The organism is Microbulbifer halophilus (assembly GCF_026183675.1).
Classification (GTDB): Bacteria; Pseudomonadota; Gammaproteobacteria; order Pseudomonadales; family Cellvibrionaceae; genus Microbulbifer; species Microbulbifer halophilus.
In genome coordinates, this window is record NZ_JAPIVK010000052.1 from 1 (window position 1) to 24,219 (window position 24,219).

General features: G+C 59.9%; 18 protein-coding genes and 1 pseudogene. 14 read left to right on the plus strand and 5 right to left on the minus strand.

The features are described from left to right. Positions 1–155 precede the first annotated feature (155 nt). Positions 156–956: an IclR family transcriptional regulator gene (locus tag OQE62_RS18135; protein ID WP_265723459.1), complete on the plus strand. Its 801-nt coding sequence runs from the start codon at positions 156–158 to the stop codon at positions 954–956. Positions 957–1,025: 69 nt separating this feature from the next. On the opposite strand, the gene OQE62_RS18140 is transcribed toward OQE62_RS18135, so the two are convergent. Genes OQE62_RS18140 through OQE62_RS18150 form a run of 3 tightly spaced genes read right to left on the minus strand, consistent with a single transcriptional unit; the run spans position 1,026 to position 4,522 of the window. Then, positions 1,026–2,150 (minus strand): acyl-CoA dehydrogenase family protein, encoded by a 1,125-nt coding sequence (locus OQE62_RS18140; protein ID WP_265723460.1) that lies wholly within the window; start codon positions 2,148–2,150, stop codon positions 1,026–1,028. Between the two features lie 4 nt (positions 2,151–2,154). Continuing rightward, entirely contained in the window at positions 2,155–3,360 is a 1,206-nt protein-coding gene (locus OQE62_RS18145) for an acyl-CoA dehydrogenase family protein (RefSeq protein WP_265723461.1), read from the minus strand. Between the two features lie 10 nt (positions 3,361–3,370). Next, the gene (locus OQE62_RS18150; protein ID WP_265723462.1) at positions 3,371–4,522 is read right to left on the minus strand and encodes an acyl-CoA dehydrogenase family protein; all 1,152 of its coding nucleotides are present in this window, start codon (positions 4,520–4,522) and stop codon (positions 3,371–3,373) included. A gap of 191 nt (positions 4,523–4,713) precedes the next feature. On the opposite strand from OQE62_RS18150, the gene OQE62_RS18155 reads away from it, so the two are divergent. The 4 genes from OQE62_RS18155 to OQE62_RS18170 all read left to right on the plus strand — a co-directional run bounded on the left by OQE62_RS18155 (position 4,714) and on the right by OQE62_RS18170 (position 11,873). Then, positions 4,714–5,916 carry an acetyl-CoA C-acyltransferase gene (locus OQE62_RS18155; protein WP_265723463.1) on the plus strand — a complete coding sequence of 401 codons (1,203 nt, stop codon included), beginning with the start codon at positions 4,714–4,716 and terminating at the stop codon, positions 5,914–5,916. Between the two features lie 107 nt (positions 5,917–6,023). Continuing rightward, positions 6,024–8,132 carry a 3-hydroxyacyl-CoA dehydrogenase NAD-binding domain-containing protein gene (locus OQE62_RS18160; RefSeq protein WP_265723464.1) on the plus strand — a complete coding sequence of 703 codons (2,109 nt, stop codon included), beginning with the start codon at positions 6,024–6,026 and terminating at the stop codon, positions 8,130–8,132. A gap of 344 nt (positions 8,133–8,476) precedes the next feature. Then, positions 8,477–10,732: a TonB-dependent receptor gene (locus tag OQE62_RS18165; protein ID WP_265723465.1), complete on the plus strand. Its 2,256-nt coding sequence runs from the start codon at positions 8,477–8,479 to the stop codon at positions 10,730–10,732. Between the two features lie 154 nt (positions 10,733–10,886). Then, positions 10,887–11,873 (plus strand): NAD(P)H-quinone oxidoreductase, encoded by a 987-nt coding sequence (locus OQE62_RS18170; RefSeq protein ID WP_265723466.1) that lies wholly within the window; start codon positions 10,887–10,889, stop codon positions 11,871–11,873. Here the strand turns inward: OQE62_RS18170 and OQE62_RS18175 are convergent. Together OQE62_RS18175 and xseA are read right to left on the minus strand one after the other, a co-directional pair. Then, on the minus strand, positions 11,867–14,107 hold the full coding sequence (locus OQE62_RS18175) for a transporter substrate-binding domain-containing protein (protein WP_265723467.1): 2,241 nt from the start codon (positions 14,105–14,107) through the stop codon (positions 11,867–11,869). The genes OQE62_RS18170 and OQE62_RS18175 overlap by 7 nt on opposite strands. Positions 14,108–14,183: 76 nt before the next feature. After that, entirely contained in the window at positions 14,184–15,545 is a 1,362-nt protein-coding gene (gene xseA / locus OQE62_RS18180; RefSeq protein ID WP_265723468.1) for an exodeoxyribonuclease VII large subunit, read from the minus strand. Positions 15,546–15,714: 169 nt separating this feature from the next. On the opposite strand from xseA, the gene guaB reads away from it, so the two are divergent. From guaB to OQE62_RS18225, 9 genes and pseudogenes are all read left to right on the plus strand, one after another. Next, positions 15,715–17,202 (plus strand): IMP dehydrogenase, encoded by a 1,488-nt coding sequence (gene guaB / locus OQE62_RS18185; RefSeq protein ID WP_265723469.1) that lies wholly within the window; start codon positions 15,715–15,717, stop codon positions 17,200–17,202. A gap of 163 nt (positions 17,203–17,365) precedes the next feature. After that, positions 17,366–18,943, plus strand: coding sequence for a glutamine-hydrolyzing GMP synthase (guaA, locus tag OQE62_RS18190; protein ID WP_265723470.1), 1,578 nt, complete (start codon positions 17,366–17,368; stop codon positions 18,941–18,943). A gap of 296 nt (positions 18,944–19,239) precedes the next feature. Beyond that, positions 19,240–19,494, plus strand: a pseudogene (locus OQE62_RS18195) (Arm DNA-binding domain-containing protein); the annotation flags it as partial. Then, complete coding sequence (locus OQE62_RS18200) at positions 19,451–19,900, plus strand: TrbI/VirB10 family protein (RefSeq protein WP_265723476.1); 450 nt, start codon at positions 19,451–19,453, stop codon at positions 19,898–19,900. The pseudogene OQE62_RS18195 and the gene OQE62_RS18200, both read left to right, overlap by 44 nt. Next, complete coding sequence (locus OQE62_RS18205; RefSeq protein ID WP_265723471.1) at positions 19,897–20,166, plus strand: DUF2274 domain-containing protein; 270 nt, start codon at positions 19,897–19,899, stop codon at positions 20,164–20,166. The genes OQE62_RS18200 and OQE62_RS18205 overlap by 4 nt, the downstream gene beginning before the upstream one ends. A gap of 106 nt (positions 20,167–20,272) precedes the next feature. Next, positions 20,273–21,100 carry a type IV toxin-antitoxin system AbiEi family antitoxin domain-containing protein gene (locus tag OQE62_RS18210; RefSeq protein WP_265723472.1) on the plus strand — a complete coding sequence of 276 codons (828 nt, stop codon included), beginning with the start codon at positions 20,273–20,275 and terminating at the stop codon, positions 21,098–21,100. Next, positions 21,097–21,957 carry a nucleotidyl transferase AbiEii/AbiGii toxin family protein gene (locus tag OQE62_RS18215; RefSeq protein ID WP_265723473.1) on the plus strand — a complete coding sequence of 287 codons (861 nt, stop codon included), beginning with the start codon at positions 21,097–21,099 and terminating at the stop codon, positions 21,955–21,957. The genes OQE62_RS18210 and OQE62_RS18215 overlap by 4 nt, the downstream gene beginning before the upstream one ends. Before the next feature lie 82 nt (positions 21,958–22,039). Further along, positions 22,040–23,788 carry a hypothetical protein gene (locus tag OQE62_RS18220; protein ID WP_265723474.1) on the plus strand — a complete coding sequence of 583 codons (1,749 nt, stop codon included), beginning with the start codon at positions 22,040–22,042 and terminating at the stop codon, positions 23,786–23,788. Continuing rightward, a complete protein-coding gene (locus OQE62_RS18225; protein WP_265723475.1) occupies positions 23,785–24,198 on the plus strand; it encodes a hypothetical protein in 414 nt (137 codons plus the stop codon). The genes OQE62_RS18220 and OQE62_RS18225 overlap by 4 nt, the downstream gene beginning before the upstream one ends. Positions 24,199–24,219: the final 21 nt, after the last annotated feature.

Below are 24,219 nucleotides of genomic sequence, written 5' to 3' on the forward strand. Positions count from 1 at the left end.
GGCCAGATAGCCCCTTGAGGGATGTAGGGACAGATGGTATCTACACATGTAAATGGTCCCCGGCCGTAGGAGCCTGCGAGCAGGCTCCTACGGGGCTTCGCCGAAATCCGGACCGAGTATGTATAATGTGCCTCTGGACGGGAAGAAGGCACAGTATGAACTCAATCACCGGACTGCCGCGAGAGAAAGGCGAAGCCAGCGATCGCAAGTTTATCGAGGCGCTGGCGCGCGGTCTGGATGTACTGCGGGCTTTCCAGCCCGGTGACGGTTTTCTCGGCAACCAGGAAATTGCCGAGCGCACCGGCGTGCCCAAGTCCAGTGTCTCCCGCCTCACCTACACCCTGACCAAACTCGGTTACCTGAGCTATTCCGAACGGCTGGAAAAATACCAGCTCGGCAGCGGTGTACTGGCTCTGGGCTACGCCTTCGTGTCCAACCTCGCCATCCGCCAGGTGGCCAGGCCCATGATGCAGGAGCTGGCCAACAACACCGGCACTTCCGTGGGGCTCGCCGATCGCGATCGGCTGGAAATGATCTACGTGGAATACTGCGCGCCGGAAAAAGTCACCACCTTCCGCCACGAAATCGGCAACCGGGTGCCCCTGCCCACCAGCGCCATGGGCCGCGCCTACCTGGCGGCATTGCCCGAGGACGAGCGCCGCTACTTCGAAAGTTATATCGAGCGCAAGTCCGGAGAAAAGTGGGCGGAGGTCAAGGCCGGTATCGACGCCGCCGTGGAGAGTTTTCACGAGCGCGGTTTCTGCACTTCTTTCGGCGAGTGGGATCGGGACCTCAATGGCGTGGCCGTGCCCCTGAAACTGAGCCAGGGGCAGGTGTTCGCCTTCAACGCCGGCGGACCGGCCTACCGGCTGGAGCCGGAATTCCTGATCCGGGAAGTCGCCCCGCTGCTGAAAAACATGGTGCGCAATATCGAGGCGACGCTGATCCGCTACTGAAGTGTTTCCGGTTTACCCGGAGTTGGAGGAGGCACCCCGCTCCGGCTCCCGGAACTGAACCCCGAAACTTTAGTGCATAAAGCGCGCGGTGTGAAAGTTGGTGCTGCCGAACAGGTACTGGACCGCGGTCAGCCGCTTGAACAGGTGCGCCACATCCAGCTCGTCGGTGACGCCGATACCGCCGTGCAGTTGCACCGCTTCCTGCCCCACCGCGCGCGCCGCCCGGCCGATGCGGCTCTTGGCCGCCGATACCGCCCGCGGCGCCACGCCGCCGTTGGCATCCAGTTGCGTGGCCGCCATCAACAGCATGGAGCGGGCCTGCTCGCACTCGATGAACATCTCCGCCATGCGGTGTTGCAGCGCCTGGAAGCTGGCGATGGGCCGGCCGAACTGTTTGCGTGTGCGGGTGTACTCCAGGGTTTTTTCCAGCGCGCTGTCCATAGCGCCCACCGCCTCGGCGCAGACCGCGAGCGTGGCGCGGTCTATCATTTTTTCGATCGCCGGCAGGGCTTTTCCCTCTTCTCCCAGACGCGCTGCTTCGGCTACGCGTACGTCGCGCAGCCAGATATCCGCGGCGCCGTGACCGTCGACGTTTTTGTAGCGGCGCCGCGTCACGCCCTCAGATTCCACATCCACCAGGAACAGGCTGATGCCCTCCCGGTCGCAGCGGTCGCCACCGGTGCGCGCGGCCACGACCAGCTGCTCCGCGGCGCCGCCGTTCAGTACCACGGACTTGTGGCCGTTCAGCCGGTAGTGATCGCCGTCGCGGGTCGCTCGGCAGTCGATATCCGCCAGATTGAAGCGGCCCTGGGGTTCGGCAAAGGCGAATGCCAGTTGGAGGCGGCCCTCGACCAGCGCCGGCAGCAGTTCCGCCTTCTGCGTATCGCTGCCGCACTCGGCCAGCAGGCCGCCGGCGAGTACCGCGCAGGGCAGGAAAGGTTCCACCACCATGCCCTTGCCGAATTCCTCCATTACCGGCAGCAGGTCCACGGCGTTGCCGCCGAGACCGCCGTCCTCCTCGGCGAAGGGCACCATCAGCCAGCCCAGCTCGGCGAAAGTCTGCCAGTGTGCGCGGCTGAAAAAATCCTCGCCGTCGACGACCTGCCGGCGGCTGTCGAAATCGTAGTCCTGCTGCACGAAGCGGCGCACGCTGTCCGCCAGCATCTGTTGTTCTTCGCTGTAGTTGAAGTCCATTGCGTTAGCCTCCCAGACCCAGCACGGCCTTGCAGATAATGTTTTTCTGGATTTCGTTGCTGCCGCCGTAGATGGAGGCCTTGCGGTTGTTGAAATAGCGCAGCCAACTGGCGGCGGCGTCGCCCGGCCCGATATGCTCGCCGTCGAAACCGTCACTGAACTGCTCCGGCACAAAGGGCATGCCGTAGTAGCCGGCAATTTCCACGTGCAGCTCGTCCACCTGCTGCGCCACCTCGGTGCCCTTGATTTTCAGGATCGAGGATTCCGGTCCCGGCGCCTGGCCGGTGCTGACCGCGGCCAGGGTGCGCAGCTCGGTGTACTCCAGCGCGAGCAGTTCGATTTCGGTTTCCGCCAGTTTCTGTGCGAAGGCGGGGTTTTCCAGCAGGGTGGGGCCGCCGTCGCCGGTTTCCGCGGCCAGTTCGCGCGCCGCTTCCAGGCGCCGCCGGGTCTGCGGCACCCGCGCAATGCCGGTGCGCTCGTGGGTCAGCAGCACCTTGGCGTAGGTCCAGCCGCGGCCCTCCTCGCCGATGCGGTTTTCCACCGGCACGCGCACATTGTTGAAGTGCACCTCGTTGACTTCCGGGTAGCCGTCCAGCGTATGGATCGGCGAGACGGTGATACCGGGGGATTTCATATCGACAAGAAGGAAGCTGATGGCCTGCTGGTTTTTCACTTCCGGTCCACCGGTGCGCACCAGGCAGAAAATCCAGTCGGCGAACTGGGCCAGGGTGGTCCAGGTCTTGGTGCCGTTGACGATATAGTGATCGCCGTCGCGCACGGCGGTGGTTTTCAGGGAGGCCAGGTCCGAGCCGGCGTTGGGTTCGGAGTAGCCCTGGCACCACCAGACATTGCTGGCGAGAATATCCGGCAGGAAACGCTGTTTCTGTTCCTCGCTGCCGTAGCTGTAGATGACCGGCGCCACCATTTTCATGCCGAATGGCAGCACTTCCGGTGCGCCGGCGCGGGCGCACTCGTCGGCCCAGATGGCTTTCTGTGTCGCGTTCCAGCCGGTGCCGCCGTACTCCACCGGCCAGTTGACCGCGGCCCAGCCCTGTCGGTAGAGGATTTTCTGCCAGCGCACATAGTCTTCTTTTTCCAGGTGTAGGCCGCGCAGGGTTTTGCGCTGGATATCCGCCGGCAGTGCGTCGTGCAGGAATGCCCGCACCTGGTCGCGGAAGGCCAGTTCCCCTTCGTTGAAGCTCGTCTCCATATTTTTCCCCTCAGCTTATTGTGCGCATCATGTTCCGGGCGATGATGGTGCGCTGGATTTCCGATGTGCCCTCGTAGAGGCGGAAGAGGCGCACATCGCGATAGAAGCGTTCTACTCCATAGTCGGCGATATAGCCGGCGCCGCCGTGAATCTGCACCGCGCGGTCGGCCACCCGGCCGACCATCTCGGTGGCGAAGAGTTTGCAGCAGGAAGACAGGGTGCCGGTGGCTTCGCCGTCGTCCCGCCGGCGCGCGGCGTCGAGCACCATGGTCCGCGCGGCGTAGGCCTCGGTGCGGGAATCCGCCAGCATGGCCTGGATCAACTGGTGCTCGCCGATGGGCTTGCCGAACTGTCGACGCTCGGCGGCGTAGCGCAGGGCGTCGTCGATCAGCCGCTCGGCGGTGCCCACGCAGAGGGCGGCGATATGCAGCCGTCCCCGGTCCAGTACTTTCATCGAAGTGGCGAATCCCTCGCCCTCGCGGCCGCCGATCAGGTTCTCCGCCGGTACCCGCACATCCTCGAAAATCACGTCGCAGGTGTGGGCGCCGGACTGGCCCATTTTTTTGTCCTTCGCGCCCAGGCCGATACCCGGTGTGTCGGCATCGACGATAAAAGCGGATACGCCGCGGGCGCCCTTGATCGACGGATCGGTGCGCGCCATCACCGTGAAGGTACCGGCGCGGGGGGCGTTGGTGATAAAGCGCTTGGTGCCGTTGAGGCGGTAGTGGTCGCCGTCGCGCACCGCCGAGGTCTGTATCGACGCGGCGTCGGAGCCCGCGTCCGGTTCGGTGAGGCAGAAGGAGCCGATCAGCTCGCCGCTGGCGTAGCGGGGCAGGTAGCTGCGCTTCTGCGATTCGGTGCCGTCGAAGGCGATGGCGGCGGAGCCGATACCGTTATTGGTGCCGATCAGCGAGCGGAAGGCCGGCGAGGTGCGCCCCAGCTCGATGGCCGCCAGCGCCTCCTCCTCCATTGTCAGCCCCAGGCCGCCGTATTTCTCCGGGATGGTGAGGCCGAAGAGCCCGAGGGCTTTCATTTCCTCCACCAGCGGCGCCGGGATGGCGTCTGTTTCCGCCACCTGCGATTCCGCCGGCACCAGCCGCTCGCGTACAAAGCGGGCGATGGTATCCAGCAACTGCGTCAGCGTTTCCCGGTCGCGGATCATGGTTTCCCGGCCTCCCCGTTTTATCCGTTGGGTATTTCACTACGCTAACACTAAATTCTGCACTGCGGAACGGTTGAATTACTTTTGGGTTCTGTGTATCAATAAGCGGCAGGTAGTTCGGTTGTGACCATGGCGATGTATTCACCGCCATTGGTGCAGCGAGCGAAAAGGGCTCCACGGGAGATGCGGGTATGAGCGCCTATATCTACGACGGCGGTCGCACGGCCTTCGGCCGCCACGGCGGCAGCCTGGCGGCGGTGCGCCCGGACGACCTGCTGGCGCGGGTGGTGTCGGAGCTGGTGGCGCGCAACCCGTTCGACAGGCAGCGCTGCGAGGACCTGATCGCGGGCAACAGCAACCAGGCCGGTGAGGACTGTCGCAATGTGGCCCGCTTTGCCGGGCTGCTCGCGGGGCTGCCGCTGCAGGCCGGCGGCCTGACCGTGAACCGCCTGTGCGGCTCCGGTATGGCGGCGGTGGCGGATGCGGCGCGCTGCGTTCGCGCGGGGGAGGGCGAGTTGTTTGTCGCCGGCGGTGTGGAGTCCATGAGCCGCGCACCGCTGGTACTGTCGAAAGCCACCAATGCCTTCGACCGCGGCCAGCAACTGGCCGATACCACCCTGGGGCCGCGCTTTACCAATCCGCTGATTGCCGAGCGCTTCGGCAATCACGCCATGCCCGAGACCGCGGACAACATCGCCGCCGAACTGGGCATAGGCCGCGAGGAGAGCGATCGCTTTGCTGCCGCCTCCCAGGCCCGCTTCGAGGCGGCCCGCGCGCGGGAATTCTTTACCGAAGAAATAGTGCCGGTGGCCGTGCCCGCCCGCCGCCGGGGGGAAGGAGAGCGGTTGGTGAATCGCGACGAGCACCCGCGCCCCGGCAGTGACGCGGCGGCACTGGCAAAACTGAAGCCGCTGTTCGACGGCGGTGTGGTCACCGCCGGCAACGCCTCCGGTATCAATGACGGCGCCGTGGCGCTGATTGTGGGGTCGCACAGGATCGGGGAAGTGGCCGGTATCGAGCCCCGCGCCCGCGTGGTCGCCTCCGCCGTCGCCGGTGTGGAGCCGCGGCTGATGGGGCTGGGGCCGGTGCCGGCGTCGCGCAAGGTGCTGGCCCGCGCCGGCCTGGCCCTGGCGGACATGGACCTGATCGAGATCAACGAGGCGTTTGCGGTGCAGGTACTGGGTTGCCTGCGGCAACTGGAGATCGATTTTGCCGACGAGCGCGTCAATCCCAACGGCGGCGCCATCGCCGTGGGCCATCCACTGGGTGCCAGCGGCGCGCGCATCGTGTTAACGGCGATGCGGCAGCTGGAGCGTAGCGGCGGGCGCTATGCGCTGGTGTCCATGTGTATCGGTGTGGGGCAGGGGATTGCGCTGGTTTTGGAGCGCGCCTGAAAACGCAGCGTGCCCATCGTCAACTGAGTAAGAGATATTGGTGCGCACGGCGCACCCTGCGGCTCGGCTGTAACAGAGAGATTAGACAGAATATAAAAGGGAGAAGTATGTCTCTGGTTCACTACGAAATTCGCGACGGTATCGGCGTTATCCGGCTGAACAACCCGCCGGTGAATGCCCTGTCCACGGCGCTGCGCCGGGATATTCAGGAGGCGTTTGCGGCCGCCCGGGAGGATGCCAGCGAGGCACTGCTGCTGATCTGCGACGGCCGCACCTTTGTCGCCGGCGCGGATATCAGTGAATTCGACAAGCCGCCGCAACCGCCGTCGCTGCCGGAGGTGATCGAACAGATCGAGCAGTCCCACAAGCCGGTAATCGCGTCGCTGCACGGCACGGCCCTCGGCGGCGGCCTGGAGCTGGCGCTGGCCTGCCATTACCGGTGTGGACTGGCCAGCGCCCGGGTCGGCCTGCCGGAAGTCAAACTGGGGCTGCTCCCCGGTGCCGGCGGTACCCAGCGGTTGCCGCGATTGGTGGGTGTAGAGAAAGCGCTGAAAATTATTTCCGGCGGCAAGCCGATACCGGCTGTAGAGGCCGAAAAAATGGGTCTGCTCGACCGGGTCTTTGATACCGGCGCCGCCGATCTGTTGCCCCGCGCACTGGAATACGCGCGGGAAATCATCGATCGCAGGGCGGGCCCGAGGCGCGTCGGCGAACTGCCGGCACCGTCGGCCGGGGCGGAAACTTTCAGCCAGTTCCGGCAGCAACTGGATAAGCGCAGCCGCGGCCAGTTGGCGCCGCAACTGATTGTGGATGCGGTTCAGGCGGCCACCGAACAGCCGCTGCAGCGGGGGCTCGAGACCGAGCGCCAACTGTTTGTGCAGTGCAGGGAATCCGATCAATCGCATGCCCTGCGACATGTCTTCTTTGCCGAGCGCGAGGCGGCCAGGGTAGACGGTCTGGAAGGTGTCGAGCCACGGCCGGTGCACTCGGTGGGCATTATCGGCGCCGGTACCATGGGTGGCGGCATCGCCATGTGTTTTGCCAGTGCCGGTATCCCGGTAACCCTGCTTGAGATGAATGGCGAGGCCCTGGAGCGTGGGCGCGCCGCGATCGAACGCAACTACGCCACCGCCGTGCGGCGCGGCAAGCTGGACGAAGTACAGAAAGAACGCTGTCTGGCCGCCATCCGCGGCACCACCGATTACGGGGACCTGGCGCAGGTGGACCTGGTCATCGAGGCGGTGTTCGAAGACCTGAATGTAAAGCGCGAGGTTTTTGCCCGGCTCGACCGCACCTGTCGCCCCGGTGCCATTCTCGCCAGCAACACTTCCTACCAGGATCTGGATGCGATCGCCGCGGCCACCGCGCGCCCCTACGATGTGGTGGGACTGCACTTCTTCAGCCCTGCCAACATCATGAAACTGCTGGAAGTGGTACGCGGAAAAAGGACGGCGGACGATGTACTGGCCACCGCGATGAAGCTGGCCAAACGCATCGGCAAGATGCCGGTGTTGTCCGGTGTCTGTTACGGATTTATCGGCAATCGCATGTTGCGTCGCTACGGCAGCCAGGCGCAACTGTGCCTGATCGAGGGCGCCTCGCCGGAGCAGGTGGACGGCGCAATGGAATCCTGGGGCATGGCCATGGGGCCGATCGCCGTGGGGGACCTGGCGGGGCTGGATATCGGTTACCGCGCGCGCCAGTCGCTGGACGACGAACAGAAAGGCGATCCGCGCAGTTACTGTATTGCCGATGCGCTGGTGGAACAGGGCCGGCTGGGGCAGAAAAGCGGTGCCGGCTTTTACCGTTACGACGCCGAAACGCGGTCGCGAAAACCCGACCCGCTGGTCGCGTCCCTGATTGAGGAAAAGGCCACTGAATTCGATGTGGTACGGCGTACTTTCACCGATGCGGAGATTCGCGAGCGCCTGCTATTGGCCCTGGTCAACGAGGGCGCGAAGATACTTGAGGAAGGCATAGCGCAGCGGCCCGGGGATATCGATGTGGTCTATATCTACGGCTACGGCTTTCCCGCGCACCGGGGCGGTCCCATGTTCTACGCCGATAGCCGGGGCCTGCGCGGGGTTTACGCTGCAATCTGCGATCTACAGGCACAGTACGGGGGCGACTGCTGGGAGCCGGCGCCGCTGTTGCGGGAACTGGCGGAGAGTGAAATGACGTTTGCCGGCTGGGCCGAGGGGAATCGCCAGTTCTGAAACTGTATTGGTAGTTTTACTACATGATTTCTTCGTTGACGCCGGGCTTATTGTACCCGAGAGGTAATGGTGGGAGTGCCACTAACCTGTATTTAATGTCATCGGGATAAAGGAAACCCGGTCGTCACTAATAAAGTGTATAAACGACGGCAATTTTCCTTTACACGACTTCCTGATCGGGTAATCTGCAGGGGATCTCCCGCATCAGGGGGCTTACAGACAGCGCGGTAACTGGTCGGGGTTCCGAGAATAAAAATAACCGGAGCCATAGCAGTACCGGCCGCGGTGTTTCCGTTGCTGAACAATGATCAATAAAAATAAATCAGCGCAATGGAGAGAAAGTCATGGGACGTCTATTTAATCCGAGAGCCAATTTAGCGATTGCTTCCACCTGCTCGTTCGCCGCCCTGTCGCTGGCCTGTGGTGTGGGCAGTGTCCAGGCCGCGGAGGGTTCGGTGGGGACCATCCTGGAAGAGGTTGAAGTCACCGCGCGCAAGCGCGCCCGGGGGGAAAAACTGCAGGAGGTGCCGGTAGCGGCTACCGCTTACTCCAGCGACCAGCTGGAGGCGCTTCAGACCAGAGATCTGGAGAGTCTGGCGTTTAAAATGCCCAACGTGCAGATGGACGATGTGGGCACCATCAAAGGCACGGCTAACTTTACCATCCGGGGTCTCGGCGTTAACAGCTCGATCCCTTCCATCGACCCCACCGTGGGAACTTTTGTCGATGGCATGTACATGGGCATGAATGCCGGTGTCATTCTCGACACCTTTGACCTGGAAAGTGTCGAGGTACTGCGCGGGCCCCAGGGCCTGTTGTTCGGCCGCAACGTCACCGGCGGTGCGGTACTCGTACGCACTGCTCGTCCCACCGAAGAATTCACCAGCAAGTTCCGTGTGTCCACCACCGACAGCCAGGAAAACACTGTGGCCGGGGCTGTTTCCGGCTCACTCACCGACAACGTCAGCGGTCGCCTGACCGCCTACTACAAGGACGACCAGGGCTGGTTTGAGAACAAATATACCGGCAACGACAGTTACGGTGCCACCGAAGTCTGGTTTGTGCGTCCGAGCTTCAGTATCGACCTGGGCGAATCCGCGGAGCTGTTGCTGCGTTTCGAATCCGGCAGCATGGATGGTGATCCCGTTGCGGGGCAGAACCGCGGCGACCTGTCCAAGGCAATCGCCGCGTCGGTTGGCGTGACAGACTGGGACAACAGCGAGGATTCCTTTGAGTTGGCCATCGACAAGGAAGGATGGGCGGAGGCCGAATGGAATCAGGCCATCACCGAGTACACCCAGGATGTGGCCTTCGGCAACGGCACCATTACCAATATTCTCGCCTGGCGTGAATACGACTCCCTGGGCGAAGCGGATATCGACTCGTTGCCGATACATGCCTTCCACTCCAGCAGTGGCATTGACCAGAGCCAGGTCTCGAACGAGCTGCGCTACGCGGGCCGCTTTGGCAATACTTCGGTTACCTCCGGCATCTACTGGCTCAGCCAGGACTTGATGTATCTGGAGCGGCGTGAGCTCTTGGGGGGTGGGCTGATCATGAACGGCGGCGGTGTGCAGGATCATGAAGCGCTGGGTATTTTTACCCAGGCGGATATCGACCTGAACGAGGCCTGGGTGCTGACCCTGGGTGGCCGCTACTCCAGAGAGGAGAAGGATGCGAAGATTGCCACTCTTCCCCTGAACCTCTGCACTATGGAGGGTTGCGGTGGTTATGATTTCGAGGACAGCGAGTCATGGAGTGCCTTTACTCCCAAGGTCGGACTGCAATGGACCCTGAGTGACAACTCCCAGGTTTACGGCTATTGGACCAAGGGTTTCCGCAGCGGCGGTTACAATATGCGCAATACCGGTATCGACCCTTCTACTGGAGCGCCCTACCAGCCCGGCCCCACGGACCAGGAAGAGCAGAGAAGCTTCGAGGTCGGTGCCAAATCCGTTTTCCTGGGTGGCGCCCTGCGCACCAATATGGCGCTGTTCCACAACCAGATTTACGATATGCAGCGGGAAGTGAATCTCTCGAGCGATACCTCCGCGGTAGAACAGTTGATTCGCAATACCGCCGACGCCACCATTCAGGGGGCCGAATTTGAAGCGTTGGCCGCTGTCGGCGACAACCTGCTGTTGACCATGAATGTTGGCTATGTGGATGGGAATTACGATGAAGTCTGGTTCGATCTCAATGGCGATGCCGTAGTCGACGGCGCGGATCGGGATCTGGATATCCCGCGCCTGGCGCCCTGGACCTATGGCCTGGGTCTGGTGCACGACCTGGGGCTCGGTAACCTGGGCACCCTCACCAGCCGCATCAACTACAACCACCGCGACGCCTCGGCCTATACCGACAACAACCGCGGTATGCTGAGCGAAGCGGAAATGGTGGATTTCAGTATCGGCTTCGAGCCACTGGAGGGTAACTATCGCCTGGCACTGTTCGGCAAGAATATGCTGGACGAGGTTGTCGAGGGCAATGACACTCAGCTGCCGATGATGCTGGGGCCCCTGACCCTCGGACCCAACTCCACCTTCACACCGCTGAAACGCGGACGGGTTATGGGCCTCGAGTTCAACTACGATATCTAAACAGTCGCAAACCTTTGATCTCGGCCATGGACCGCTCCTACAATGCTGGCCAGTACTTTGTAGGCGCGGTCCATGGCCGATTTTGTGCTCCATGCACAATCGGCATTCCCGCCATCCGTGGCGATTGCCGCGATTGTTTTCAGGGGAGCAATTTATGCGCTATATCGATCTGCCGGAACACGGCGGCCCGGAAGTAATGAAGATGGCAGAGGGTGAAAAGCCCGAGCCTACAGAGGGCGAGGTCCTGATCCGGGTGGCCGCCGCCGGCGTAAACCGGCCGGATGTATTCCAGCGCATGGGCTCCTACCCGCCGCCCCCGGGCGCTTCACCGATCATGGGCCTGGAAGTGGCGGGCGAGGTTGCCGGGCTGGGCGAGGGCGCGGAACGCTGGAAGGTCGGCGATCGTGTCTGTGCGCTCGCCAACGGCGGTGGCTACGCCGAGTATGTCTGTGTGCCGGCGAGCCAGTGCCTGCCGGTGCCGGAGGGCCTGTCGATGACGGAGGCGGCGGCGCTGCCGGAAACCTTCTTCACTGTCTGGAGCAATGTATTCGACCGCGCCGGGCTACAGCCGGGCGAGACACTGCTGGTTCACGGCGGCTCTTCCGGTATCGGTACCACCGCCATCCAGATTGCCACCGCGCTGGGTTCCCGCGTTTTCACCACCGCCGGCTCGGATGAGAAGTGCGCGGCCTGCGAAAAACTGGGTGCGGAAAAGGCGGTCAATTACAAGAGCGAGGACTTTGTCGAGGTTGTGCGTGAGGCGACCGGGGATCGGGGCGTCGATGTGGTTCTCGATATGGTGGGCGGCGATTATGTCGATCGCAATATCCAGGTCGCCGCCCGCGACGGACGCATTGTCAATATCGCTTTCCTGCAGGGCGCCAGGGTGCAGGTGAATATGCTGCCGGTAATGCTGAAGCGGCTGACACTTACCGGCTCCACCCTGAGACCGCAACCCGCGGCGGCGAAAGCGGCCATTGCCGGCGCCCTGGAGTCAAGGGTCTGGCCACTGATTGCAACGGGCGAGATCCGTCCGGCGCTGGCCGCGACTTTTCCGATGGAAGAGGTGGTGGACGCCCACCAGCTGATGGAGTCCGGCACACATATCGGCAAGATAGTGCTGACAGTCGATAATCAGTGAGCAGCTATCAATGAGCAGACCAGAGGGGGGCGGCATTCTATGTATGTCGGGGCAATCCGCAGTTGTTCCCTGTTGTTTGTTGGCTGTTCGCCTATCTTTGCAGCCTCGCCACTGGCCACCTCTGTATAGGCCTCGTAAAGAGTGCTGATATCGCGTACATACTGCACCGGTTCGGCGCCTCGCACATAGCCGTAGCGGGCATTCTGGAAATATTCCGGTTCCGACAGTTTGAGCATGGCGGTTTCGACGTTGTCGAACCAGATATTTGGATCGAGCCCCAGTTGTTCGGCCAACCGCTGTGCGTCCAGCAGGTGTCCGTAACCGGCGTTGTAGGAGGCCAGGGTAAACCAGAGTAAATTTTCCAGGGAAAGCGTGGGATCAAAACGGCCCCGCACCCAGTTCAGGTATTTGACTCCTGCCTTGATTCCGCGCTCGGGTTCAAACAGTGGTGGGGGGTAGCCCATGTCCTCGGCAGTCTTTGGCATGACCTGCAACAGGCCCTGGGCGCCAACCGGCGATACGGCCTCGGGGTTGAAGTTGCTCTCCTGCCACATCTGTGCCACTACCAGGCGCCAGTCAAAGTTGTGTTCGAATGCAGACGCCTTGACGAGGTCGTCGAAAGGCGAAAGATCCTTGCCCGGTATGATGCGCGCGCGGACCCGTTGGGTAAGATATTTATTGGGTTCGAAATAGGCTTCCAGTTTTTGTTCGTATTCCTCGGTTTTGCGGTATTCGGTCAGGAATTCATTGAGTTTCTTTCGCAGTTCCCAGTTCTGTGGCATCACCATCCAGCCCTGGGGCCTGGGGTCGCTGACCATGGTGCCCGGGGTGAGTTCGGGGCGTAACGAGGCCTCGACTTTGATGAAGTCATGGTCGGTGATTGTTGCGTCCAGCTCTCCCTCGGCGATCATACTGAGAATCTGGGAGACGGACACTTCGGGAGGGGCTATCTCCACTTCCACATCGATGCCGCTGTCCTCAATGGTCCGGGCCGTGTCGATAAAGGGGGAGAAGGCGCGCAGTGTCAGGGTGCGCCCGGCCAGGTCCTGGACCTTTTCAATCGTGGGCTTGTCGCTGTTACTGACCACCTGTTCGGGGGTGTCCCGGTAGGACTGGGTGAAAACGATTCCCTGATCCAGACGCTTCTGGGTGATATTCTTGACCGCGCCGGCAAAATCCCCGCGACCGGCTTTCAACCAGTCGATCAGTGTCTCCTCGTAGGGAACCACGATGACCTTCAGGTGCAGCTTGTGTTTTGTGGCAAAGGCCCTGGCGAGATCGTAGTCAAAGCCCATCAACTCGCCTTTCCAGAGGAAGTAAACCGAGGAGCGGTTGTAGGTGAGAAAGCGGATAACTCCGGATTTCTTGATTTCCCGCCAGTCTGCGATGCGTTTCTGACGTCCCTTGACCATCTCCTTTGTGAGAAAGTTGTCCACCGTATTCAGCAGGTGCCTGGAGTTTTTGCGTAGCCCCCAGGCAATGTTGTCCACCTCGGAAACCTGCGCCCCCATACGCACGTCGTCCCGGTATTGGATCATTGCCTTTACGAGGTTGGTGTGCACTATGGTGACCCGGTTGTTCTTTTCCTTGAGAAAGTCCACCAGCCGATCCGGGTTGCCTGCCACCTTCACCTCTAGCATGCTGAGGTTCGCGTCCGGGTTTTCCTCGATGATCCGCCGTGCCGTGTCCACGTATCTGGTGCCGCCGATAACGACGATTTCCACGTCCCTGAGTTTTTCTACAGAGCTGATATCCGGCCCGGAGGAAACGGTTGCCAGTATCTGGCGGGCCTGCAGGATCGGATTGGAGAAATTGATCCGTTGGCGCCTGACCTCGAGATCGGCGAAATTGCCCACCATCATGTCGGCCCGCCCCCGCTGCAGCAGTTCCATGGCCGCGGCAACGCTGTTCACCTGGATCCACCGGGGTTCCAGTCTCAGGCGCTGCGCCAGGCGGTTGCCGAGATCGATATGCCGCCTGGTGACAATATCCGAGCGCGGCAGCATATCCTCGCTGGCGCCCACCATGGTGACGTAGCGGATGATGCCGTGTTTGCGGATATCGCTGAGGTCGCCGGTTTCGATGTAGTTGACGGATTTGGCATCGTCTTCGTCGGCGCCTGCCCGCTTCCCCTGTGGTTGCCCGTTGCAGGCAGTGAGGGCAAACAGGAGCGCGGTCGCGGCGATTGCGAGCAGGCCGGGGAACGGCGGATTCCTGTGGTGACTGTTCGACATAGACCGCTTCTCTCGCCATCTACGTCCGGATTATAGTGTGGGGAGGCTCTCTTCCTGCCGCGCGCTCTGGCCGCTCTCAGTCGGTCGTCTCCACGCGTGCAGAGAAGCTGCCCTGCGCCAGGCGCACCTGCAGCGGCTGGCCGGCGCGCAGCGTCCGGCTGCTCTTGATCACCCGGCCCTGTTCGTCGCGCACGAGGGCGTAACCCCGCTCCAGCACCGCCAGTGGGCTGATATTGTGCAGCAGTTGCCCGGTGTGGCCGAGCTGTTCGCGGCGGCGTTGCAGCAGGGTTTCCATGGCGCCCGCCAGGTGCCGCCCGGCCAGTTGCAGGCGGCTGCGGCCGACGCTGATATCCCGCTCCGGATGGCAGTGACTGAAAGCGCGGCGGGTGGCATTCAGGTTCCGGCGGTACGCCTGCAGTTGCCCGCGGGCAGCACTCTGCAGCCGCAGCTCCAGGTGATCCAGCCGCTGGGCGCGGTTCTGCAGCTGTTCCCGCGGATGGCGCAGGCGGTTGCCGGTCAACTGCACCTGCTGGCGCAGGTGGTGCAGCTGCAGGCGCGCGGCCCGCGCCAGGCGCTGGCGCAGTGCCGCCAGTGTCTGCAGCAGTTCGGCGGCATTGGCACTGGCCATTTCGGCTGCCGCTGAGGGGGTGGGCGCGCGGGCATCCGCGGCCAGGTCGGCGATGGTGGTGTCTGTCTCGTGGCCGACCGCGGAGATGGTGGGCAGCGGGCAGGCGGCGAGGGCGCGGGCCACGATTTCCTCGTTGAAGGGCCACAGGTCCTCCAGGGAGCCGCCGCCGCGACCGACGATCAGCAGGTCGTGGCGGCCGCTGCGGCCGGCGCTGTCGATGGCCGCGGCGATCTGCTGCGCCGCGCCCCGGCCCTGCACCGGCACTGGCCAGAGTTCGATTGCGGCGGCGGGGTAGCGCCGCCCCAGTATCTGGATCATGTCCCGCACCGCGGCGCCGGTGGCGGAGGTGACGATGCCGATATTGGCGGGCAGGAACGGCAGGGACTTCTTGCGCGCGGGATCGAACAGCCCCTCCGCCTGCAGCCTGGCCTTCAGCTCTTCCAGTTGGCGCATCAGCGCCCCCAGTCCCGCTTCCTCCATATGCTCGACGATCAGCTGGTACTCACCGCGGCCCTCGTACAGGCCCACCCGGCAGCGCAGCAGCACCTCGCGGCCGTTACCCGGCCGGAAGCGCACGCTGCGGTTGCGGCCGCGGAACATGGCGCAGCGTACCTGGGCGCGCGCGTCCTTGAGGGTGAAGTACCAGTGGCCGGAGCTGGGGGCGGCGAAGTTGGAGATCTCGCCGCCGACCCAGAGCAGGGGAATACTGCTCTCCAGCAGGTGCTTTACTTCCCGGTTCAGGTCGCTGACCGAGAGGACACTGCGGTTGCTCTGGCTTCTGTCGTTGTTCGGGCGGGCGCTCTCTGGCATTTCGGCCTCGCAGACGGGAATTTGGCGGGCCAATATTGCAATATCCGGGCGCCGGGTAAAAGCAGAGCGCCCGAATTGGCGGAAATGTAAATTTTCGCTTTCGCGGAGGCGGCGATGTGGCTATAATCGCGCCGATACCCAATCCCGCTATCTCGAGGTTTGAGTGTCCATGTCTGAACCCGGTCTGCGCATCGCGCGCGAAGCCCTCACTTTCGACGACGTCCTTCTTGTGCCCGGCTATTCCGAGGTCACCGCCAAGGATGTCTCCTTGAAGACCAAACTGTCCCGCAATATCTCCCTGAACATCCCGCTGGTCTCGGCGGCGATGGATACGGTCACGGAATCGCGCCTGGCGATTGCCCTGGCCCAGGAAGGCGGTATCGGTATCATCCACAAAAGCATGACGATCGAAGATCAGGCGCTTGCGGTGCGCGCGGTCAAGAAGTTCGAGGCCGGCGTGGTGCAGGATCCGATCACCATCGAGTCCAGCGCCACCGTGCGCGAACTGATTGCCCTGACATCGCACCACAACATCTCCGGCGTGCCGGTGATGGAAAAGGGCGACCTGGTTGGCATCGTCACCAGCCGCGACGTGCGTTTCCAGACCGATCTGGATGCCAGTGTCGCCAGCATCATGACCCCGGGCGATCGCCTGGTAACGGTCAAAGAAGGCGCTGCGCCGGAAAGGGTGCAGGAATTGCTTCACAAGCACCGTATAGAGAAGGTGCTGGTGGTCAATGACAATTTCGAACTCCGCGGCCTGATTACCGTCAAGGATTTCAACAAGGCGGAACAGTATCCCAATTCCTGTAAAGACAGCGACGGCAGTCTGCGGGTCGGCGCCTCCATCGGCACCAGCCCGGACACCGATGACCGCGTTGCCGCGCTGGTGGAAGCCGGCGTGGACGTGCTGGTGGTGGATACCGCCCACGGCCACTCCCGCAACGTGATCGATGGCGTGCGCCGCCTCAAGGAAAAGTATCCGCAGGTGGATGTGATCGGCGGCAATATCGCCACGGCCGAAGCCGCCACGGCGCTGGCGGAGGCCGGTGCGGATGCGGTCAAGGTGGGCATCGGCCCCGGCTCCATCTGTACCACCCGTATCGTCACCGGTATCGGTGTGCCGCAGGTCACCGCCATTGCCGAAGTGGCCAGGGCACTGCGGGGTACCGATGTGCCGCTGATCGCCGACGGCGGCATCCGCTTCTCCGGCGATATCTGCAAGGCGATTGTCGCCGGTGCCCACTCGGTGATGATGGGGTCCATGCTGGCCGGTACCGAAGAGGCGCCGGGCGAGGTGGAGCTGTTTCAGGGCCGCACCTACAAATCCTACCGCGGTATGGGTTCCATGGGCGCTATGTCCCGCACCCAGGGCTCCGCCGATCGCTACTTCCAGGACGCCAGCAAGGGCGGCGAGAAGCTGGTGCCGGAGGGGATCGAGGGGCGCGTTCCCTACAAGGGCCCCATCTCCGCCATCGTGCACCAGATGATGGGCGGCCTGCGTTCGGCCATGGGCTACACCGGCAGCCTGGATATGGAAACCATGCGTACCCGGCCGCAGTTCGTGCGCGTCACTTCCGCCGGTATGGGGGAATCCCACGTCCACGATGTCACCATCACCAAGGAAGCGCCGAACTACCCGATTGGCGGGCGCTGATTCCCGGGTGCGCGGAGCCGTTTGTGACGAGCGCTGAAGGCTCCAGCTCCGCTTGCGGGCCGCAGGCCCGCCTCCCGGCATGACCAAGAATTTTTCCAATAATAGCGGACCCGGCGGGGTCCGTTTGTGTTTAGGGATTCCCTGTACAGTTACTGAGTAAGCCATGAGCCAAGATATCCACTCCAGCCGCATCCTGATTCTCGATTTCGGTTCCCAGTACACCCAGTTGATCGCGCGTCGTGTGCGCGAACTGGGGGTTTTCTCGGAGATCCGCGCTTTCGATATGAGCGAGGAGGAAATCCGCGAGTACAACCCGCAGGGCATCATCCTCGCCGGCGGCCCCGAGTCGGTACCGGAAGAGGGCTCGCCGCGGGCGCCGGAAGTGGTATTCGAGCTGGGAGTACCGGTGCTGGGTATCTGCTACGGCATGCAGACCATGGCCCACCAACTGGGGGGCAGGGTACAGGGCAGCAATATCCGCGAGTTCGGTTACGCCCGGGTAAAAGCCGAGGGCCAGTCGGCGCTGCTGCACGATATCAAGGACCACCTGGACGGCGACGGCCACGCGCTGCTGGATGTGTGGATGAGCCACGGCGACAAGGTGATCGAGATGCCGGCGGGCTTCGAACTGATGGCGTCCACCGACTCCTGCGCCATCGCCGGCATGTACAACGCGGAGAAGAATTTCTACGGGGTGCAGTTCCACCCGGAAGTGACCCATACCCTGCAGGGTATGCGTATCTATGAGCACTTCGTTATCCAGTTGTGCGGCTGCGAAAAACTCTGGACGCCGGCCAATATCATCGAGGACTCGGTGGCCCGGGTGCGCGAGCAGGTGGGCAGTGGCAAGGTGCTGCTGGGGCTGTCCGGCGGCGTCGACAGTTCGGTGGTAGCGGCGCTGCTGCACAGGGCCATCGGCGACCAGCTGACCTGCGTGTTCGTGGACAACGGCCTGCTGCGCAAGGGCGAGGGCGAGCAGGTGATGGAAATGTTCGCGGACAACATGGGTGTCAAGGTGATCCGCTCCGATGCAGAGGAGGATTTCCTGTCCCGCCTGGCGGGGGAAGACGACCCGGAAGCCAAGCGCAAGATTATAGGCAACACCTTTATCGAGATCTTCGACAGGGAAGCCTCCAAAATTGAGGACGTCCACTACCTAGCCCAGGGCACCATCTACCCGGACGTGATCGAGTCCGCCGCCGCCAAGACCGGCAAGGCGCACGTGATCAAGTCCCACCACAACGTCGGCGGTCTCCCGGAAGAAATGAAGATGGAGCTGGTGGAACCGCTGCGCGAACTGTTCAAGGACGAGGTGCGCAAGATCGGCCTGGAGCTGGGTCTGCCCTACGATATGGTCTATCGCCATCCCTTCCCCGGCCCGGGCCTGGGCGTGCGCATCCTGGGCGAGGTGAAAAAGGAATACGCGGATATCCTGCGCGAGGCGGACGCCATCTTTATCGAGGAACTCCACAACGCCGACTGGTACCACAAGACCAGCCAGGCCTTCGCGGTGTTCCTGCCGGTCAAATCCGTGGGCGTAGTGGGCGACGGCCGCCGCTACGAATACGTGGTGGCACTGCGCGCGGTGGAAACCGTGGACTTCATGACCGCGCGCTGGGCGCACCTGCCCTACGAACTGATCGAGAAGGTGTCCAATCGCATCATCAACGAGATCGAGCATATCTCGCGGGTGGTTTACGACGTTTCCAGCAAGCCGCCGGCTACGATTGAGTGGGAGTGAATTAAGGTCTTTCAGGGACTATCGGCGGCTATCGGAAAAGTGGCGTAAGCTTTTGATTTTTATTAATTTACGTCTCATTACCTATCGGTGGCTATCGGCGGCAAGCAGAAACACTTGTCGGTAAAAGCGACGGTGTCGCAAATTCCCCGAATTAAGACTCTCCCAATTACCGTCATGCCTTTTTTCGGCATGACGGTAAAACTACGCCCTAACTTCTTTTGATATCAAGAACTTAGGGACATCATCAGGGCTCCTGACCCTTGACGGTAGCAAACCGTTAACAGGAGAAGCCTGATATGTTGACCGATACAGCCCTACGCAAACTCAAGCCCAAAGCCGCGCCCTACAAGGTCTCCGACCGCGATGGTATGTACGTGACGGTGTCGAAAATCGGCACCGTCACCTTCCGCTACGATTACCGCCTCAATGGCCGCCGCGAAACCCTCACCCTGGGTCGCTACGGGCCGGGCGGTATTTCCCTGGCCCTGGCGCGGGAGCGTCTGCTGGATGCCCGCAAGGCTGTGGAGGAAGGACGCTCTCCTGCCCAGGAGAAGCAGCGGGAGAAACGCCGCCTGGTCCCGTGCCAAGACGTTCGCGGAATTCACCGAGGTGTGGTTGGAGGCCTCCGGCATGGCCGGCTACGCAGGGCTGGCCGATGGCGTCGATTGGCACTGGGATCGCCTCTTCGCCGGCGCCGCCCTGGCCACACTGCTGGGCGTGGGCGCCGAACTGGCCGCGCCCGAGAATCGCCAGGATGGTGACCGCGTCGTCATCGCCGGCCGGGACAGCGCGCAAGACAGCATCAACCAGGTCGGCCAGGAGGTCACCCGCCGCAACCTCAATATCCAGCCCACCCTGACCAGCCGTCCTGGCCTGCCGGTGCGCCTTATCGTCAACCGCGACCTGGTGTTGCGGCCTTACCAACCAATGATCTATCAGCGGGGGACTACGCCATGACCACCAACAAACTGCGGCTGGGGCCATTGCCCAAGACCGAAACCGTCAAACTGACCTTTGCCTGCCCGGCGACCCTGAAGGCGGACCTGGAGCGCTATGCCGAACTGCACGCCCAGACCTACGGAGAGCCGGTGAAAGCAGTGATACTGATCCTGTATATGCTAGAGGCCTTTATGGCGCGGGATCGCGGGTTCCGGCGGGGTAGGGAGAAGGACGCTCGCTCAACCCTCACTAAGACTGCAGGATTGTCGATAGACCGCCAGTAGGTAAATCATGTCAGGAAATACGCACTTAGCGCGGATTTATGAGAATGAATTGCTAGGCGTCAGAAAATCATGTTGAAATATCCGCGCTAAGTGCGGATAATAAAACATGGTTTACGATCAGCGGTCAGCATTATCAAACTATATTAGTACCCTGCTCTCATCGGGGAAGGTGGTGTTTACCGCCGAGGAAGCGAAGCAGGCGCTCGATATTGGACGTGGTGCGTTCCTGGATGCAGCCGGACGGCTTCAGCGCCGTAAAGCGTTGTTAAGCCCGCGGCGAGGCTTCTATGTAATCGTCCCTCCTCAGTATGCTTCATGGGGTGCGCCGCCACCGGCCTGGTATATCGACGCTCTAATGCATCATGAGAAACAGGCCTACTATGTGGGCCTTCTAAAGGCGGCCGAGTTGCACGGAGCGACACACCAGGCCGTTATGGAGTTTCAGGTCGTTGCAGCCAAGCGTTTGCCAAGGATTCGCGCCGGACGCAACCTGATTGCATTCTATTACCGTAAAGAGGTGGCGACGGTGCAGGTGGGTATTGAAGAACGTAAAACGGATACCGGTATGATGAAGGTATCTTCAGCCGCACTCACTGCGTTTGATTTATTACGTTATCCACAGGCTTCTGGCGGTATCGATAATATTGCCACCGTTCTTTCTGATCTTGGGGCTGCTATTGATAGTGAGCAACTTGGGATTTTGTCGACGGTAATGGAAAGACCGGTCGTCCAACGCCTTGGTTATTTGCTGGACCGACTAGGACACGATCAAGTCACCCATTCAATGCGTTCCTCTCTGCTGGCGACGGGAAGTCCGCGTTGGACGGAGCTGGACCGGAAAGAAGCGAGTGACCCGGATTTCGCACCGGAGCCTCTGGAACGCAATGAACGCTGGCGGGTCATTGTGCGACGAGAACCGGAGACGGACGAATGATTCCAACTCAGAATCTTGTTGCCTGGGGAAATGTCGTTCCCTGGGCAGACCCACGACAGGTCGAGCAGGATCTGATCATCAGTCGTGCTCTGATTGAGATTTTCTCCGATGAAATGCTGCAGAAAGAATTGCGGTTTCGCGGCGGCACGGCGCTTAATAAACTACATTTTCCCGCACCGCTTCGATATTCGGAGGATATTGACCTTGTGCGTACCACCGCAGGGCCAATCGGACTGTTACTGGATCAGTTGCGAGTGGTTCTTGAGCCATGGATGGGAAGGGCGCAATTTGATCAGAGTCCCATCGCACCGAAATTTCGCTTTCGGATCGAGCCGGAGGACGGTGGGGCGCCTATTCGCTTGAAGGTCGAAATCAATACCCGTGAAATCGAAGCCTACGACGCACCTATTGAGCTCCCGCTAAGGGTAGAAAATCCCTGGTTTTCGGGAGAAACCGGCATTCCAACATTCTCATGGGAAGAAATGCTCGCAACGAAGTTAAGGGCATTGCTTCAGCGCGATAAGGGCCGTGACTTATACGATTTATCCCACGCGTTAGCCGTTTCAAAAGCGCTTGATGTAGATCGTACCATAGAGCTTTTCGGACGATACCTTGACCTATCTGACCAGACCATTACACGGGCAGAGGCTCAACAGCGTATGTTCGCAAAGCTGGCCAAGCCACGATTTTTGCTTGATATGCGTCCTTTATTGTCTGCTGAGCAGGCGGAAGCAGTGGATGAGGCATTTACTGCACAGGCATTTCGCCACGTCTTTACCACCTTTATTGATCAACTGCCTGGAGAACCTTGGGCCAGAACAGGTGAGATGAAGGATAGATTTGGCATTGCATGGTGAGGAGCTTTGGGAAGCTTTTTGTAATGTAGGTAGAGAGTACCCCATTGCGGGTTTTTGAATTCGAGTGCTGAATTATAAGATTATGGAAGAAATCAGACGTTCATTGTTATCTAAAAAAGATGATCCAAAGGCATTTTTTGACGAACTCCATGAATTTTGGTGGGGCGAATACCAAGCGGAAACAAAAACACTGCCAGCACTTATCTTAAGCCTGAATGACGAAGCTAATATTAATCTCTGCCTGATGGCTTCCTTGGCAGTTGAAGAAGGATTCAGTCCATTTAATGTGACCCATATCTTCGAGAACGTGTTACCAGAGATGAGTCTTAATGTTCACTCTGTGATGGGCCTTATAAGAAGCCTCAATACCAGCATGCAGGGTGATATGGCAGCGTACACACAATTCGCGCCGTTTCGGGGTCTCGTTTCAAAACAACCTGGTTTTGCGAGAGATTTGCTCAATAGTCTGATTGATGAGGGTGAGCCCTATACGACTGACTATATTGCAAACTTATACCGTGATTTTGCAAAGGGGCAGGAACACGAGATCCAATCAGAATTAAGTGGTTTGATCGGTCATAGTTCAGAAAATGTCCTGATGGCGGTTGCGGATGCGTTAGGTGGCTTAGATTACGGGTCTAACGATAACCGAGAGCTGGTTGTGAAAAGTATTGAGCTTCTAGAAGAGTTGGAAAATAAAGGTTCTGATAAGGTTACGCGTATAGTTGTCCATGCCTATAAATCACTTGCGCCATACTGCAATTCACTGATAGAGAGGTTGATTCAATTATCAACTAGAAAGTCTCCAGAAATTCAATATGCGATTTCGGATATTTTGTTCCGATTGGAGCCCGCTGAGCAGGAAGAGGTATGGGCAAGAAAAATGTTGCTCAATCTCACTGAGGTATCTCCTGATCATAAAGGGATTGTTGACCACTTAGATTGGGTTTTGCATAGATTGATAACAAAGAATGGTAATTTTGCCCTTGTCGAGCAGTTTTTAACTTTGTGGATTCTGCGGGATGAATATATTCCAAGGAAATACAAAATCGGTGATCTTTTTAATTCGACTATCCCTGACATTATCCAAAATAGAGAAGAATTTGAGGGAATGTTAACCAGGTTGCTCAATCACGATGATTGGAAAATGCACGAAACAGCGGCAGAAATTTTATCGTACTGCTACGTTCATAAAATTCAGGGTATAAAACTTGATAGGCATGAGTTAAAGAAAATGTCCCACAGTGATTGTCTGTATGTTTGCAGGAAAATTCTTGGGTACGTCATTAATCCAGATCAGCTCTGCAGCCTATGTTTTTCTATCCTGGATAAATCTCCGCAGGATAAAAAAATCAAAGGCCTAGTTTATTCGGTTTTCAAAAACCATATTGGAGAGAACTATCCAGGAAAAGTTATCGATTTTATGAAGGATATCTCTACTCATACCAAAAGCAAACACAGAAAGCTTTTGGTGGGCCAGTTAGTTCGAGATATAGAAGCTGATGAAAATGTACGTAACGGTCTGCCTCCTCTAAAAGAAATGAATCCCGCTCGTCAAAAATATCAGAGAATTATGTATGAAAAGCAAGTAAAGATGAGCCAGGAAATGGAGCATGCCCAGAAGGACTCGATAATCTCGCAGTTGGCGACAAAGATCTATCTCAAGCACGGGACGGGATCGTTTCATTTGGCGGGTGATCAGTATTCGGAGGTCTCGAAGCTCGGAGCATATTCGACATATATGGAATTGCCTAAAAGTGAAGTCATGCACCCAGTCGAGGCAGCAATGGAGCGTTTTGGTTTCAGAATCGCCAAGAGAGGCAACGAATGAAACTGATATTGCGCGAATACTTGGCTCTACTAAAAGAGTCAGATGAGTTGGATGCTCTTCTGCCCGATCTCCTTTTGTCGATGTCAATTTCTCCCATTAGTCAACCGCAAAAAGGTGTCAGGCAAGGAGGGGTGGATGTCGCTGCGGTAGGAAAGCATCCTGAAACGGGAGACAAAGCTCTCTTCTTGTTCGTAGTCAAGCAAGGGGATTTGGGGCGAAGAGATTGGGATAGTAGCGAACAATCAGTAAGGCAATCACTGAATGAGGTTCGAGATGTTTATCTTCATGGTCATGTAAAGCCGGAACACAAAAAATTACCCAAGTATATTATTGTTTGTACGGGCGGGGATTTAAAGCAGGATACTCAGCAGGCATGGTCAGGTTACATTATTAACCCGGTACGAATATAGATATGGTATAATGGCCGCATG

What these genes read in the sequence shown, in the direction of transcription:
- guaB (WP_265723469.1), top strand. Translation starts at nt 15,715, where the DNA reads ATGTCTGAACCCGGTCTGCGCATCGCGCGCGAAGCCCTCACTTTCGAC.
- OQE62_RS18215 (WP_265723473.1), top strand. Translation starts at nt 21,097, where the DNA reads ATGATTCCAACTCAGAATCTTGTTGCCTGGGGAAATGTCGTTCCCTGG.
- OQE62_RS18225 (WP_265723475.1), top strand. Translation starts at nt 23,785, where the DNA reads ATGAAACTGATATTGCGCGAATACTTGGCTCTACTAAAAGAGTCAGAT.
- OQE62_RS18220 (WP_265723474.1), top strand. Translation starts at nt 22,040, where the DNA reads ATGGAAGAAATCAGACGTTCATTGTTATCTAAAAAAGATGATCCAAAG.
- OQE62_RS18205 (WP_265723471.1), top strand. Translation starts at nt 19,897, where the DNA reads ATGACCACCAACAAACTGCGGCTGGGGCCATTGCCCAAGACCGAAACC.
- guaA (WP_265723470.1), top strand. Translation starts at nt 17,366, where the DNA reads ATGAGCCAAGATATCCACTCCAGCCGCATCCTGATTCTCGATTTCGGT.
- OQE62_RS18165 (WP_265723465.1), top strand. Translation starts at nt 8,477, where the DNA reads ATGGGACGTCTATTTAATCCGAGAGCCAATTTAGCGATTGCTTCCACC.
- OQE62_RS18145 (WP_265723461.1), bottom strand. Translation starts at nt 3,360, where the DNA reads ATGGAGACGAGCTTCAACGAAGGGGAACTGGCCTTCCGCGACCAGGTG.
- OQE62_RS18135 (WP_265723459.1), top strand. Translation starts at nt 156, where the DNA reads ATGAACTCAATCACCGGACTGCCGCGAGAGAAAGGCGAAGCCAGCGAT.
- xseA (WP_265723468.1), bottom strand. Translation starts at nt 15,545, where the DNA reads ATGCCAGAGAGCGCCCGCCCGAACAACGACAGAAGCCAGAGCAACCGC.
- OQE62_RS18140 (WP_265723460.1), bottom strand. Translation starts at nt 2,150, where the DNA reads ATGGACTTCAACTACAGCGAAGAACAACAGATGCTGGCGGACAGCGTG.
- OQE62_RS18155 (WP_265723463.1), top strand. Translation starts at nt 4,714, where the DNA reads ATGAGCGCCTATATCTACGACGGCGGTCGCACGGCCTTCGGCCGCCAC.
- OQE62_RS18175 (WP_265723467.1), bottom strand. Translation starts at nt 14,107, where the DNA reads ATGTCGAACAGTCACCACAGGAATCCGCCGTTCCCCGGCCTGCTCGCA.
- OQE62_RS18150 (WP_265723462.1), bottom strand. Translation starts at nt 4,522, where the DNA reads ATGATCCGCGACCGGGAAACGCTGACGCAGTTGCTGGATACCATCGCC.
- OQE62_RS18200 (WP_265723476.1), top strand. Translation starts at nt 19,451, where the DNA reads ATGCCCGCAAGGCTGTGGAGGAAGGACGCTCTCCTGCCCAGGAGAAGC.
- OQE62_RS18170 (WP_265723466.1), top strand. Translation starts at nt 10,887, where the DNA reads ATGCGCTATATCGATCTGCCGGAACACGGCGGCCCGGAAGTAATGAAG.
- OQE62_RS18160 (WP_265723464.1), top strand. Translation starts at nt 6,024, where the DNA reads ATGTCTCTGGTTCACTACGAAATTCGCGACGGTATCGGCGTTATCCGG.
- OQE62_RS18210 (WP_265723472.1), top strand. Translation starts at nt 20,273, where the DNA reads ATGGTTTACGATCAGCGGTCAGCATTATCAAACTATATTAGTACCCTG.